Origin of the sequence: Hydrogenoanaerobacterium sp. (genome assembly GCF_032017025.1) — a bacterium.
Lineage (GTDB): Bacteria > Bacillota > Clostridia > Oscillospirales > Ruminococcaceae > Hydrogenoanaerobacterium.
On the sequence record NZ_DALZQO010000002.1, the window covers coordinates 102,754 to 116,994 of the forward strand.

Genomic DNA, 14,241 nt, shown 5'->3' on the forward strand with positions numbered 1-14,241 from the left:
TGTATGCAGTTTTATCCAAAGGGTGCGTTTGGAAGTGCAGGCACTACCACAGAGGTGGCGCATAATAAGAGCGAAGCTTCGGCTTCGCTTTTTCATATGTAATTTCAGGAGCAAGTTGGCAAAAGGTTCATATAATATAGAGAATACTATTCTGGAGATGATGCAATGAACAATAGCTTTCGCGATGATAGCGGATACTTTAATACTTATATGCAAGGTAATCCGTATGTACGGCAAATGATGGCTGTGCCAACAATGGCAGCTCCATCAGTGCAAAATAATAATATTTTTATATATCCACAAAATCTGCCAAATGCACTTATGCTAATACAACAGGCCATTACCGGAGAAAATGAGGACAGATTGTTTTATTCTTGGTTAATTGAAAAATCGCCTTCCTATGAGGATAGTCAAATTATAATGGGAATACGGGACGATGAAATTGGCCATTATGGTTTATTTCGGCAACTATATCATGAACTAACTGGTAATATGATTCCTCAGGCACAGGGAGAAGAATTCACTCCGCCCAACACCTATTGTGAAGGATTAAGTCGTGCATTGATGGGCGAACAAAATGCCGTACAGAAATATCGTAAGATTCTTTATGCTATGCAAAATCGTACCCATATTAACATGCTAACAGAAATCATTACAGATGAAATTAGACATGGAATCCTGTATAGCTATCTTTATTCTAAAAATGGATGCAAAAGTTGATTTAGATACGGCTAGTAAAGCCACGATAGAAAGAATTTAATAAAAAGCGGAGCTGAACAGCTCCGCTTTTTTGTTATTTAGTTTTAGCCCATATTATTTATCCATCACCTATATAAGTCGAAGATGAACTCATGAGGTTAAAACCGAGCTCTTGAGTACAAAGATTAAGTATGCCAAGTGCATAGAAGAAATCAGTGAATAGTTTTTTAATCCTCAGCCCCCGGACTCTCCAAATGAGAATTCGGGGGCTTTAACATTTTTTAATTTTTTATACCTGTAATTGCGAATTAAAAAGCGATTTGAAGGTGACCTGCCCCCTAAATCCGGCCATAATGAAAGCGTTTGGTGCTATAATAGGTTTCAATATACTTGAAAATAATCATCCGAGCTTGTTGAGGATTGCCATAATTGGCATCCTGAACGTGCTCTTTTTTTAACGTGCAAAAAAAATTCTATTAATGCATTGTCGTATGATTACAGTACCAAGCACATCTCCTACGCCCGGATAAGCGGTGCTCCAGAAGGGGAAGCAGTAAAACAAAATAATCGTTGAATTCTCCGCAATGCTTTGTATTAGGCTGTCAAAAAAGCAAGAGGAGATGATAACATCGACAAGGCAATAGTTAATATTTTATAATGAAAAGTGAAAATTTTATAACTCCCAGAGAGTTCGAAGCAGTTTATAATGTATGAAGCGAAGGGAAAGCGTAAAACGTAAACAGATTTGGTTTTATGCAGGTCTTGAAAAATGTTTTAAAGTAATAAGGGGGGATTAAAATGTCGGAATACCTGCAATTTGAAAAAATATGTATGGAATTTCCGGGCGTGAAAGCACTGGACGATATGAGCTTTGGTGTGGATAAAGGAGAAATTGTAGCGTTTCTTGGCGAGAACGGAGCGGGGAAATCGACTTTGCTCAAGATATTGAATGGAGATTATCATCATACAGGCGGTAAAATTTTTATAAATGGCAATGAGGTGGCCTTCCATAGCCCAAATGAGGCAATCAAGGCGGGGATCAGTGTCATCTATCAGGAAAGACAGCTGGCATTGTATCTTTCAGTGGCCGAAAATATTTTCATGGGGAATCCGCCGCTGAAAAATGGGTTTATTGATTTTAAGGAGCTCAACCGAAAAGCAAAGGCTATTATTGATGAATTTGGGCTGCCCATCGAACCGAATGTTCAGGTGAAAGACATATCGGTTGCATACCAGCAGATGGTGGAAATTATGAAGGCGTACAACCGAAATGCCCAAATCATCTGTTTTGATGAACCCACTGCTCCGCTTACCGAATCGGAAATCAAAATTTTATTTAAAATTATTAAAAAGCTGCGGGACGAAGGTAAGGTCGTTATCTATGTCTCACATCGTATGAATGAAATTTTTGAAATTACCGATCGGGTAGTGGTGTTTAAAGACGGCAGGCTGATGGCTGTAAAAAAGACGGTGGAAACTGATACCAAAGAATTAATTCAACTAATGGTGGGCAGAGATTTGGGTGATGTGTTCAATTCGCTGTCAAGAAATGATAAAATCGGTGATGTTGTACTGGAATTAAAGGACATTAACACAGATTACCTGAAAAATATTAGTCTAAAGGTGCATGCAGGTGAGATTGTTGGTTTGTCCGGCCTTGCAGGTGCAGGCAGAACAGAGATAGCTCGTGCCGTGTTTGGCGTAGATCGAATCAGCTCGGGAGAAATGCTATTAAACGGAAACACATTTGCACCGAAAAGCCCGCGTCATGCAATGAATATGGGAGTGGCGCTTTGTCCGGAAGATCGCAAATTGGAGGGGCTTTCACTTATTCGTCCGGTACGAGAGAATACGTCTCTTGCAATTTTAGATGACTTGTGCAAAGCCGGATTTGTAAATTTTAAAAAAGAGCGGGAATTCACCAAGACTGCTATCAAAAACTTTAACATTAAAACACCTCATATGGAGCAAAAAGCAATTAACTTGTCGGGTGGCAACCAGCAAAAGATTATTCTGGCACGATGGATGGCCATGACACCTAAATTAATTATTTTTGACGAGCCAACAAAAGGCATTGATGTCGGTGCGAAATCTGAAATTTATCAAATGATGTGTAACGCCGCAAAACAAGGTGTTGCAGTTATCATGATTTCTTCCGAGTTACCCGAGGTCATCGGGATATCCGATAGGATAATAGTATTGAAGGACGGAGAAGTTAGAGCCAACATCAAACGTGAAGATGCTACCGAACAGGGCATCCTAAGCTTTGCTATGGTGGATGAGCATAAAATTAAAAAGGAGGTGGCTATTTAATGCCAACCCAAACAATTGAGAAAGAGAATTCAAAGTTTACCTTAGGCCTAAAACGTATGATGAAGTCAGAAAACATTGGTTTGATCATTGCGTTTTTTGCCATCGTCCTAGTGTTCTCTATTTTAAACCCAAACTATTTTTCCGACCGAAACATGGTGAATATCCTAACATCCGCGTCGCTTACCGGTTTGATTTGTGTGGGTGAGTCGATGCTGCTTATTGGAGGATACATGGATTTATCCCCTGGTTCTACTGCTGCTTTTGCAGGGGTAGCGGCTGCACTACTGCTACAGGCAGGGATTCCTGCACCAATAACTATTTTGCTTATTATACTAATGGGCGTGTTTATTGGATGCTGTAATGCATTTTTTATTACACAGCTTAAAATCAGTGCATTTATTGCAACGCTGGCGTTGCAGTCCATAGTGCGTGGATTCGCCTTTATTATTTCAAACGGTGAAGGTGTACTGATTACCAACTCTATGTTTTTGAAAATGGGAACATTAAAAATATTTGGTGTACGCTTTTTAACCTTTCCTATTTTTTTTATGCTGCTAATTTTTGTGGTGTTTGGCATTGTGCTGAAAAAGACCCGCTTTGGCAGAGAAATTTACATAGTTGGCGGCAACCCAACCGCGGCGAGGCTGGCGGGCATCTCCACTAAGAAAACGACCTACAAGCTTTTCGTCAATATGAGCGTACTTGCTTCAGTGGGCGGTATGATACTGGCGGCACGTATGAACACAGGACAACCTCAGGCTTGCACAAACTTGGAATTTGATGGAATCACCGCGGCAATTTTAGGCGGTGTTGCTATGAGTGGTGGTTTTGGTTCTATCTTTGGTGCGTTCATTGGCCTGTTTATTCTACAAGGCTTTAACAACGGTCTTATCATGCTCAATGTTCAGTCTTTCTGGCAAAATGTTGCAAAAGGCGCGTTGCTGCTTCTGGCATTGTCGTTCGATTATCTGCGTTCCAGAAAGCGCGCAAATAGAACTGCGTTAACTACTATCCGGCATATTTATAATTGTTTTCTGTTAGGCAGGAGCCTGATTCAATAATCAATTATTAGGAGGATTTTCAAATGAAAAAAGCATTGACACTTGTACTTTCTGCGGCAATTGCTTTGAGCATGTTCGGATGCGCTTCAAAACCGGCTGAATCCAGTGCGGCCTCTTCACCAGCAGATTCTGCTGTAGCGTCTGCGCCGGAGGCTACACCCAAAAAAGACATTACGATTGCGGGTATTTATAAATCTGGCGATCAGCAGTGGTTTATCGGTGAGGGTGAAGCAGCAAAGCAAAAATGTCTTGAAATGGGCGCGAAAGATTTTATGTTTATTGATGCTAAAATGAACCCCGACCTTTACTTGCAAGCAATAGACAATGCCATTACACAGGGCGCCAGCGGTATTCTTGTGTGTGTACCCGACCAAAAGCTCTCTGCAATAACTGTTCAGAAATGCCAGGATGCGGGTATCCCTGTTATTGCTTGTGATGACCCACTGATGGATGAAAGCGGCAAGTTTATCGCTCCGTTCGTAGGTATTGATGCACTTGCAATTGGGCAGGCCTGTGGAGAATGGACAGCCACATATGCAAAAGATAATAACATGACTGACACAGACGTTGGTGTGCTGCTGTTGGCTGCAGATCAAATTTCCAGCTGTGTACCCAGAACAGACGGAGCAAAAGAAAAATGGATGGAAGCATTTCCTGACTGGCCGGCAGAAAGAATGTTTCGTGTAGATTACAACGGCCCTCAGGAAAAAGCCTTTGATGCTGCTTCTGCTACATTTACTGCTAACCCAAAAATTAAAAAGTGGGTTGTTATGGCAATTAATGATGAAGGAGCAGCAGGTGCCACACGTGCACTGGAGCAAGCAGGCTTAGAGAAAGACGCTGTTGTCTGCGGAATTGGCGGATATCTTGCAAAGCTTGAATTTGCAAAGCCGGAAGGCTCCGCATTCAAAGCCACCGCTTTTATCAACTATGAGGATGTCGGTGCCTACTCGGCACAGAATATGATGGAATATCTGGTAAATGGCAAAGAAATTCCCGCGGACTTCAGAACTCCCGCTGTAATGGTAACCAAAGATGTTTACAAAGAAATCATGAAGGATCAAGCTGAATAGACCGAATAATGTAAACGGAGAACCTATACCAGCTTGTGATATAGGTTCTCCATAATATAACGTCTGTGACAGTAGGCAGTGATAGGCGCAACATTTTTGGTTGCAATCGCCCTTGTGCCCTTTTTACAAACGCGTCTGCAAAAAGCATTGCGGAAGGTAAAGTTGATGTGAAACCATGACGGTCGCAACCAAAGATATTGGAAATAAAATCAGTCCGAAAAATAAAAAAGGCAGAACCTTATGATTAAAAAGGATGATAGATATGACACATAGGCAGCTTTTTTTTGATGTGTGTAACTTGAAGCACCCACAGCAGATACCATTTGCTCCGGATGTGACCGACTGGTACTTAGGCCAACATCGCAACCCAGGTGAGTCACTGAAGTATGGCCCGGGCGTCTACATCCCTGACGATGACCCGATCAAATTAGAAAGAGGAATCGGTATTCCCGATAAGTTTTACGGGCTGAGTCTAATGGATCTTTATAAAAAATACAACTGGGGGATGCATGCCCACATTCGGGATTGGTACGAAGAGTATTATTCAGATGGAGTAACCTATGATGAGCAAATTGCAAAAGACACAAAAACCGTTACCTTTACAACTTCAAAAGGCGTATTAAGAAGAACTTACAGGCTTGCCGCTGATGGAAGTTGGTGCTCAGTAGATTATATGCTGGATGATGTGGAGCAGATGGAAATTTTGTTTGAAGTCTTAAAAGCAACACATTTTCGCTTAAGAGATGATAATATCCAAAGGGTGATTAAAGCAATCGGGGAACAAGGACAGGCGGATATAGTGGTAAACCGTTCTCCGTTCGGAAAGCTTTTGCACGAGCATCTGGGTTTTGAAAATACAACTTATTTTTTGTATGACGATGAGGACGCTTATCGGCAATATGAAAAGATTCAAACAGCAAAAGATATGGAACTGATTGAGCTCGCATGCCAATCATCGTGTTCTTTGGTACTTATTTGCGACCATGCCGATTCTACCCTGTTTTCGCCCGAATGGTATGAGAAGTATTGCATTCCGTTCTATCAAGCAGCAGGTGACAAACTGCGAAAAGCAGGCAAAATGATTTCTACTCATGTGGACGGAAACCTGAAAAGCCTGTTACCACTAATGAAAGATACCGGCTTTGATGTGCTCGATGGCTGTACCCCTGCACCAATGTTTAATTATGAGCCGGAAGAGCTTGCGAACAGTTTGGGTGAAAACATGGTGGCGTTTGTGGGCGTACCTTCCGCACTATTTTGCGACGGTACACCTGTCGAGGCGCTTTACAGTTACGCAGACAGAATTATAAAGGCATTTGGCGGGCGTGCCATCTTAAATGTAGGTGACATTCTACCTGCGAATGGCAGCATCGAAAATGTAATTGCATTAGGAGAATACATTCACAGATATAATGCAAAGGTGAGGGGAAAATGAATTATAGCAAGCACAAGGCATCAAAAGGCACCTACCAATGGCTTGCGATGATAGACAATTTTCTGCAGGAGCTGCGCAAGAATGATTTGCCCGCAGTTAGCGTGCGTGCAGGCAGTTTTTTGGTGGTTACGCAAATTGAAAACAGCTATAGCACGCTAAATATGCTTAATAGCATGGTGCAGCAGGCTAATTTTATCCGAATGCTGTCAAAAAAGGTCGGTATCTCATCCGTAAGCATAGGGATATCCAACCCCAGTAAAAAATTACAGCCGATCTCCGACCTGTTTGAGCAAGCAACAAAAGCTTGTTCAATGCGTGTGTTAATTGGTTTAAACCGCAATATCTCCTACAGCACTATTGCAAATAAAGTGAAGATTTTTGACAAACAGATTTTAGAAAAAAAGATTAAACGCATCAAACAATTACTGTACGCAAGAGATGAGCAATGCCTGCCTCTCATTAATAGTCTTTATTCAATTAATTTAATGGATGGTTTTATGGAAATTAACTATTTTAAATATTTGAACAACCGTCTATTTAGTTTGGCACAAGGTTATGCGGAGCAATTTGAGGCAGCTACTATAGGCGCAAATTTGGATTTTGAAACGATGGAATCACTGGAGACAGTGCAAGAAATGCAGGCGCTTTTTACTCAAGTTTTTCAGTATCTTCTTAATTGTGAGAGTCAAATGGAAGAGGATGCTGGCAGCTTGGTCGAAAGAACAAAAAAACATGTGGGAAAAAACTATGAAAAAGATATTTCACTATGCGACATTGCAGATAAAATGAAGGTGCACAAGGGCTATCTTTCTAGAATATTTAAAGAGCAGACCGGCAAAAATCTTATGCAGTATATTGTTGAAAAAAAGATAGAACGTGCAAAAGTTCTCCTTAAAGATACACCAATGAAGCTAGGCGATATAGCAAAAAACCTTGGGTTTACCACTCCACAATATTTCTGTATTGTTTTTAAAAAGAACGCAGGCTTAACCCCACAGGAGTACAGAAGTACCGTCCATTGCCAACAGGACACCTAAATCACTTGAAAAGCTATATAATATTTGATTTTGATGTTTATGCTACCCCCCATATTGCTCTTCCTTGGTTTGTCACCATAGGGTTTGAAGATGAAAATGTTAAAAGGCAGATATGCCAAATATAATGCTTATCTCATTGCGAATAAACAAGAGGAACAGTTGTCTGATTAAGACACCTGTTCCTCTTTATAGTGTGCAAAGAACTGACCTGATTCCCGAGATACAACCATTTGAAATGTTAGTCGTCTGATAAATTCCAATTTAATGGGCAGGCATAATTACCTGTTGTGAGCATAATGAGATGCTCAAAGTCTTAGATGAACTTCCGATAATTCATATAATCTAATAGAAACACTCAAACGAATGGTTGGATGAAAGAAGAGCGGTTTCTCGATTTTGGATTGCGTGATTCAAGTTGCGGGGCCAATGTCCTTAAGCGATATGTTTATTATTTCAACTATCATCGACCGGTTCACGCTTTAAACGACCAAACCCTCGTTCAGTATACATCCGAACGAGGGTTTGGTTAAGTAATATTGTATTTGCATTTTGAGGGAATTGGTAAATATGCGTAGCCATTGAACGGGTATATCCCCAATATCTTTTGCAATTGGACAATGAAGGCCGCATAATTGGTTTCGCTCAATCACTTCGGCATGTCGTTGATCTGCCGGTTTTCTCTACTTGAGCAAAACTAGATGTTGGCAATAAACATCAAATAGAAATCGGTCAATTGGTTCGTTTTCATGGCGACCACTTCTTTGATCTAACAGAGAAAACGTTAGTACCTATAAGTCAATCGCGTGAACCTGATCCTGAATTTTATGCTTTTCCACATACCCGGTCAGCATAAGTGTAAGCGCACCGTCTCCGGTTACATTACAAGCTGTGCCAAAGCTATCCTGAAGGGCAAAAATTGTCAGCATCAAGGCCGTTCCGGTAGCGTCAAAACCCAACACCCCGACAATCAGGCCGAGCGAAGCCATAACCGTGCCACCTGGAACGCCCGGTGCACCAATAGCAAAAACCCCAAGGAAAAGGCAGAACATAATCATTGTACCGATTGAAGGCAGACTGCCATATAGGATTTGTGATATCGTCATTACAAAAAAGACCTCGGTAAGAACTGACCCGCACAGATGGATATTCGCAAAAAGCGGTATGCCGAAATCTACCATATCTCCGCGTAGTACATCGGATTTTTTAGCACAACGCAATGCAACGGCCAAGGTAGCCGCCGATGACATGGTGCCAACAGCGGTAATATACGCTGGGCCATAATGCTTTATGACATTCATCGGGTTTTTACCGGAATATGCGCCGGCAAGTGCATAGAGCAAAGCCATCCAGATATAATGCCCAACCATGACAATTAAGACGACCTTTAAAAAGACCGGCAGTTGTTTGGTAATTGTCCCCTCATAGGCCAAGCCGCAGAAGGTGGTTGCGATAAACACAGGCAGAATAGGAATAACGACTTTGGTGACAATCATCAATACGATTTTTTGGAATTCATCTAAAATGGATATCCATGTTTTCGATTTTGTCCAGGTAACGGCGAGACCGAGCAAAACAGAAAGCACAAGCGCGCTCATGACCGGCATGATTTGCGGAATATTTAGTTCGAAAATAAGCTCCGGCAACTCCTTGAGCCCTTCGACCTGAGAAACAATCGAAAGGTTGGGAATCAGTGCGTATCCCGCAAACATAGAGAAGATTGCCGCGCCAATCGACGAAACATATGCCAGAACCAGCGCCACACCCAGAATCCGCGAAGCGCTGCTTCCAAGCTTGGTGATTGATGGCGCGATAAAGCCTATTACAATTAGCGGTACGCAGAAGAAAATAACCTGCCCCAGTATGTATTTTATGGCCACTATAAAATTCATAAAGCCTTCGTTGGCCACAAGGCCAATCACAATACCAAGAACAACACCTACCAATAGCTTAAAAGGCAAACTTGATAAAATTTTTTTCATACTAAAACTCCTCTGTCGGGCTCGACTGATTTAGCCAGCCACATTTAATAATCGCATCGCTAGTTGGAATTTCTGTTTTACTCTCCAATCATGATTTTGATAATCTCCTTATCGGTTTCCTTCATGCCCTCCTTTCCAAGCCGTCCAATATTGCGTAAGGTATTCTCCACCCCCTTTGTAACGATTCCGTCGCCTACATAGAACTGTTGCCCGTTTTCATACATATAATAGCCCAAAATTCCCGCATCAACCGCTGAAACGATTTTGGCCGCACAGGAAGCCTTTGCACCGTCACATACAATTCCTGAAACAATCGCCAGCGAATTCACCAGTGTATGAGCAATCTCATCATACCGTCCGCCCATCAGATAGGCAATGCCTGTAGCGCTGGCACATCCGGCACTCACTGCGCCGCAATAAGCCGAAAGCCGCCCAATTCCTGTTTTTTGATGAATTGTAACTAAATCGGAAAGCAGCACCGCCCGGATCATCTTTTCCCGACCGACATTCAGCTCTTTCGCATACTCAATTACCGGGAGAGAAGCCGCCATACCTTGGTTGCCGCTGCCAGAAACAATAATAACCGGCAGTTCACATCCGCCCATGCGGGCATCCGACCCGGCCGCTGCCATCGCTTTTGCGCGATTTTTAATATCGTTTCCATAGGTATTCAGCATCACACGGCCGATATTGGCACCATAATTACCCCGCAAACCCTCTTGGGCAATGGCATAATTATAATCGATCTGCCGCCCAATCAGCTTATCTACGTCTTCCAGTAGCACCGTGTCGGCAAAATCAATGATATCCTCGATATTGAGTTGGCTTCGATCGGCAAGCCCTTCCTCTTTGGCAGCCACATCGCCGACTTGGAACAGAATTTTCCCGTTTTTTTCTACAAGTGAAATGTTGGTATGGTAATGGCTGATTCGTAGCTTTACATATTCCGTGCCCTTGTACAAAGTAATGATAATATCAAAAATAAGACCGGTGTTCGCATTTGTAACTTCAATGTTGTGGTCTTTTATGTACCTGGCTATGTCCAGCTTTTGTTCCTCGCTGACATCGGCAATCACTTCCAAAATTTTTTCGGATTTTCCCGCTACAATACCGGCAGCGACCGCCGCTTCAATTCCTTTTAAATGATTAGTGTTCGGCACGATTACACTCTTTACGTTTTTAATGATATTGCCGCTTGCCTCTACCCGCACACGGTCAGGAATACCGCCCAGAGTATCTCTTGCCTTGGCAGCTCCGTAGGCAATCGCAATCGGCTCTGTGCACCCCATGGCGGGTACGAGCTCCTCTCTTAATATTTGCAAGTAGTTTTTATACTTGCTATCCGCTGGATTCATGATTTTCTTCCCCATTTCGTTAGATTCCTATAGCAGCATTATAGCACTTGTGTATATTATTTCAACAGTTTATTAAAATATTGTTAATATACTACAAACGACTATTTCTGTTATATCATTTTCAGATCTGTTTAAGTTACTTTTCCGGTCGTTTTGCATAGGCTGAAATGGTATTGCCGAGGTTTTGATAAACAATGAAAGACGTCAATAAAATTAAGGAGCTGAAACGGTTGAAGGATGTGCTTCCATAAAATATAAAAATAAACACCATGCCTCTCTTGTTATTCACGGGCATGCCGTCTGCACGGATAGAGCTTATATCACAAAGAACATATGCAGCCAACCGGCTCTAAATGTACCTCCATTATTTCGTATGAACAGAAAGGGCGATCTCTCATAGGAGGTGCCCATGTGCTAGCGGTAAGATTATTTTATTTTAACAAATACTGTTATCTCCAAAGTAAATAATGTAAAAACTTGCATAAAAACGACGGTATGATTCTGGACATTTCAATAAAAATGTTCAGATCTCATACCGTCGTTTTTATGCGTGAATCAGAGGCTAAACTCCTTGCTGCCATTGACTTTGTTAAACACTAGCAGCGAGAGCACTGTAAGTATGGTAAGTATGGTGGATAATGCTGCGGCTATGCCGTAGTTGCCGCGTACGACCTCAGTATATACCGCGACGGTCAGCGTCTTGGTGCGTCCCGTAAACAGGATGATGGCGGTCGAGAGCTCGCTGATCATTGTGACCCAGCTTAGAATTGCGCCAGAGACAATTCCCGCCGTCATCATTGGTACCGTAACCTTGAAGAAAGTCTTCATCTTGCTGGCACCCAGTGATATGGCAGCTTCCTCAATGCTCATGGGAATCTGCTGCAGGATGGCAACTGAGGAACGAATGGTGTAGGGCAGACGGCGGATAACCAATGCGATAACCATGATCAGCATACCGCCGGAGAGCAGCAGCGGAGGCTTGTTGAAGCCGGTGAGCAACGCGATACCAAGCACGGTACCGGGGACGATGTAGGGTATCATCGAGAGGATATCCACTGTGTTGGTGAGGCCGTTCCTACGGCGCACAACCAGATAGGCAATGAGCACCGCAAGCAGGACGATAACAATCAGTGCAAGCATGGGGATGATGATTGTATTCTGGATGCTGCTGCCCAGCTTACCAAAAGCCGAGGCATAGCTATTCAGCGAGTAGCCGTCTTTAAAGAGCTTTCCTTCGGTCTTTTTGAAGGAGGTGTAGATGATGTACACCTGCGGTAAGATCGCCACACCAATAATCAGATAGCTGACAAGGTAGGTAAACACCTTGGCGACACCCTTGGGTTCTTTTTCCTCAATGGGATGCAGCGCGTTCAGCGAAAAGGTGTTCTTATTGGAGACGTACTTCTGCGCAAGGAAAACGACAGTGGTCACAAGGATGGCGATAACGGCAATTGCAGCGGCAAAGCCGTCGTTGCCCCCGACCTCGTTGATAAACTCGGTGTACAGTACCACCGGGAAGGTACGGAAGCCTTCGCCAATGAGCATGGGCGTGCCGAAGTCGGCAAAGCTGCGCATGAACACCAACAGCGCTGCCGCAAGTAGCGTGGGCATGATCAGCGGGACAACAACCTTGAAGAAGCAGCGGACACCCGCGCAGCCCAGATTGTTTGCAGCCTCGATCAGCGAGTTGTCAATATTTTTAAGCGCGCCCCTGACATAGAGGAATACCAACGGGAACAGCTGCAGCGACATAACCAGCACGATACCGGTGAAGCCGTAGATATCGGGTATAGCGATGCCGATGTTTTTGAAGAATGTAGTGATGACGCCGCTGCGTCCCAGCAGCAGTATCCACGAATAGGCTCCGATAAAAGGCGCGGACATCGATGCCACGATGATCAGAATATTGAGCACCGATTTGCCCTTAATCTTGTAGATGGAAAAGAGGTACGCCAGAGGCGTGCCGATTGCTATAGACACCAGCGTTGATACAAAGGATATCTTGAAGCTGTTGATAAGCGTATCGGAATAGTATCTCTTGGAGAAAAACTTGCTGAAGTAATCCAGGGTGAACGCCCCTGTATCGGGATCCATCACCGATTGACGAATAAGGTGCGCCATGGGATAGATAAGGAACAGCACGTACACGGCAATCACACCGAGTGTGATAATTCCCCATATGTCCAGACGGAACTTGCTGTTATCCTTCATTGCGCTCACCTCGCACTAGGTTGTTGTCGCCGTTCTTGTCGAAAACATTGATCTTCTCGCGCTTGACCTGCAACTTAACCTGCTGGCCGGGGCGCAGTTCATCATAAATGGTGGATTCCGATACAATCTCGACGGTGGCGGCGTTATCAATCTCGACATTGTAGTGGGTATTCAGCCCCAGATAGGTGCACTCCCTGACGACGCCCTTTATGCCGTTGCTGTCGCTTGTTGTGATCACAAACTCCTCGGGACGCACCGAGCACTGCACTTCCTGATTCGGAACCGATGCAAGCGTCTCTATCCCGATACGGTAGCCGTTGGGGAACACCACCTCGCCATTCTCGACCTGCGCGGGCAGGATGTTGGTGCGCCCGATAAAGGTTGCGACAAACACATTGCGGGGGCGCTGATAAATATCCTTGGGCGTGCCGATATGCTGAATGACGCCGTCCTTCATAACAGCGATGGTATCGCTGATTGCCATGGCTTCTTCCTGATCGTGCGTGACGTATACGGTTGTGATGCCCACGTCTTTTTGGGTGCGACGGATGACCGAGCGCATTTCAAGGCGCAGCTTGGCGTCCAGGTTGCTGAGCGGTTCGTCCATGAGCAGTACATCGGGAGTAATGACCAGTGCGCGCGCCAACGCGATACGTTGCTGCTGTCCGCCCGAAAGCTGGCTGGGCATTCTTTCGGCATACTGCATAATCTGCATGAGGTTCAGGTACTTGTCAGTCTCGGTCTGGATAGTCACCTTGTCAAGCTTGCGGTTTTTAAGCCCGAAGGCAACGTTACCGCGCACCGTCATATTGGGGAAAATCGCATAATTTTGAAAAACCATGCCGATGTTGCGCTTACTGGGGTCCATGTCGTTAATGCGAATGTCGTTGAAGCAGATGTCGCCGGCTTCAATGGAATTGAAGCCCGCAATCATGCGCAGCAGAGTAGTTTTACCGCAGCCAGAGGGTCCAAGAAGGGTAAAGAGCTCTCCGTCCTTAATCTCGACGTTGAGGTTATGGATGACCGTGACATTATCATACTTTTTTACAGCGTCCTTAACAGATATTCTACTCATCTT

The 14,241-nt window shown here is 43.8% G+C and carries 10 protein-coding genes and 1 pseudogene; 6 read left to right on the forward strand and 5 right to left on the reverse strand.

All coding sequences use genetic code 11. From position 1 onward, the window contains the following. Positions 1-165: 165 nt before the first annotated feature. Positions 166-720, forward strand: a complete 555-nt coding sequence (locus tag RTV33_RS02325) for a ferritin-like domain-containing protein (protein WP_312641138.1) — start codon at positions 166-168, stop codon at positions 718-720. A gap of 317 nt (positions 721-1,037) precedes the next feature. On the opposite strand, the pseudogene RTV33_RS15645 reads toward RTV33_RS02325, so the two are convergent. Continuing rightward, positions 1,038-1,160, reverse strand: a pseudogene (locus tag RTV33_RS15645) (hypothetical protein); the annotation flags it as partial. Positions 1,161-1,497: 337 nt separating this feature from the next. Between RTV33_RS15645 and RTV33_RS02330 the strand changes: the two are divergent. From RTV33_RS02330 to RTV33_RS02350, 5 genes are all read left to right on the forward strand, one after another. Beyond that, positions 1,498-3,012 carry a sugar ABC transporter ATP-binding protein gene (locus RTV33_RS02330; protein WP_312641140.1) on the forward strand — a complete coding sequence of 505 codons (1,515 nt, stop codon included), beginning with the start codon at positions 1,498-1,500 and terminating at the stop codon, positions 3,010-3,012. Next, the gene (locus RTV33_RS02335; protein WP_312641142.1) at positions 3,012-4,073 is read left to right on the forward strand and encodes an ABC transporter permease; all 1,062 of its coding nucleotides are present in this window, start codon (positions 3,012-3,014) and stop codon (positions 4,071-4,073) included. The genes RTV33_RS02330 and RTV33_RS02335 overlap by 1 nt, the downstream gene beginning before the upstream one ends. 23 nt (positions 4,074-4,096) lie before the next feature. Beyond that, positions 4,097-5,146 carry an arabinose ABC transporter substrate-binding protein gene (locus tag RTV33_RS02340; RefSeq protein WP_312641144.1) on the forward strand — a complete coding sequence of 350 codons (1,050 nt, stop codon included), beginning with the start codon at positions 4,097-4,099 and terminating at the stop codon, positions 5,144-5,146. Between the two features lie 262 nt (positions 5,147-5,408). After that, positions 5,409-6,581, forward strand: coding sequence for a uroporphyrinogen decarboxylase family protein (locus tag RTV33_RS02345; RefSeq protein WP_312641146.1), 1,173 nt, complete (start codon positions 5,409-5,411; stop codon positions 6,579-6,581). After that, positions 6,578-7,618 (forward strand): AraC family transcriptional regulator, encoded by a 1,041-nt coding sequence (locus tag RTV33_RS02350; protein WP_312641148.1) that lies wholly within the window; start codon positions 6,578-6,580, stop codon positions 7,616-7,618. The genes RTV33_RS02345 and RTV33_RS02350 overlap by 4 nt, the downstream gene beginning before the upstream one ends. Before the next feature lie 788 nt (positions 7,619-8,406). On the opposite strand, the gene RTV33_RS02355 is transcribed toward RTV33_RS02350, so the two are convergent. The 4 genes from RTV33_RS02355 to RTV33_RS02370 all read right to left on the reverse strand — a co-directional run bounded on the left by RTV33_RS02355 (position 8,407) and on the right by RTV33_RS02370 (position 14,238). Continuing rightward, positions 8,407-9,597, reverse strand: coding sequence for a dicarboxylate/amino acid:cation symporter (locus RTV33_RS02355; RefSeq protein WP_312641150.1), 1,191 nt, complete (start codon positions 9,595-9,597; stop codon positions 8,407-8,409). A gap of 77 nt (positions 9,598-9,674) precedes the next feature. Further along, positions 9,675-10,952, reverse strand: a complete 1,278-nt coding sequence (locus tag RTV33_RS02360) for an L-serine ammonia-lyase, iron-sulfur-dependent, subunit alpha (protein WP_312641152.1) — start codon at positions 10,950-10,952, stop codon at positions 9,675-9,677. Between the two features lie 555 nt (positions 10,953-11,507). Next, positions 11,508-13,163 carry an iron ABC transporter permease gene (locus tag RTV33_RS02365; protein ID WP_312641154.1) on the reverse strand — a complete coding sequence of 552 codons (1,656 nt, stop codon included), beginning with the start codon at positions 13,161-13,163 and terminating at the stop codon, positions 11,508-11,510. After that, the gene (locus tag RTV33_RS02370) at positions 13,153-14,238 is read right to left on the reverse strand and encodes an ABC transporter ATP-binding protein (protein WP_312641156.1); all 1,086 of its coding nucleotides are present in this window, start codon (positions 14,236-14,238) and stop codon (positions 13,153-13,155) included. Before RTV33_RS02370 ends, RTV33_RS02365 begins: the two co-directional genes overlap by 11 nt. Positions 14,239-14,241: the final 3 nt, after the last annotated feature.

Coding starts and splice junctions, on each gene's coding strand:
- RTV33_RS02360 (WP_312641152.1), bottom strand. CDS start 10,952: ATGAATCCAGCGGATAGCAAGTATAAAAACTACTTGCAAATATTAAGA.
- RTV33_RS02365 (WP_312641154.1), bottom strand. CDS start 13,163: ATGAAGGATAACAGCAAGTTCCGTCTGGACATATGGGGAATTATCACA.
- RTV33_RS02350 (WP_312641148.1), top strand. CDS start 6,578: ATGAATTATAGCAAGCACAAGGCATCAAAAGGCACCTACCAATGGCTT.
- RTV33_RS02335 (WP_312641142.1), top strand. CDS start 3,012: ATGCCAACCCAAACAATTGAGAAAGAGAATTCAAAGTTTACCTTAGGC.
- RTV33_RS02330 (WP_312641140.1), top strand. CDS start 1,498: ATGTCGGAATACCTGCAATTTGAAAAAATATGTATGGAATTTCCGGGC.
- RTV33_RS02370 (WP_312641156.1), bottom strand. CDS start 14,238: ATGAGTAGAATATCTGTTAAGGACGCTGTAAAAAAGTATGATAATGTC.
- RTV33_RS02325 (WP_312641138.1), top strand. CDS start 166: ATGAACAATAGCTTTCGCGATGATAGCGGATACTTTAATACTTATATG.
- RTV33_RS02355 (WP_312641150.1), bottom strand. CDS start 9,597: ATGAAAAAAATTTTATCAAGTTTGCCTTTTAAGCTATTGGTAGGTGTT.
- RTV33_RS02345 (WP_312641146.1), top strand. CDS start 5,409: ATGACACATAGGCAGCTTTTTTTTGATGTGTGTAACTTGAAGCACCCA.
- RTV33_RS02340 (WP_312641144.1), top strand. CDS start 4,097: ATGAAAAAAGCATTGACACTTGTACTTTCTGCGGCAATTGCTTTGAGC.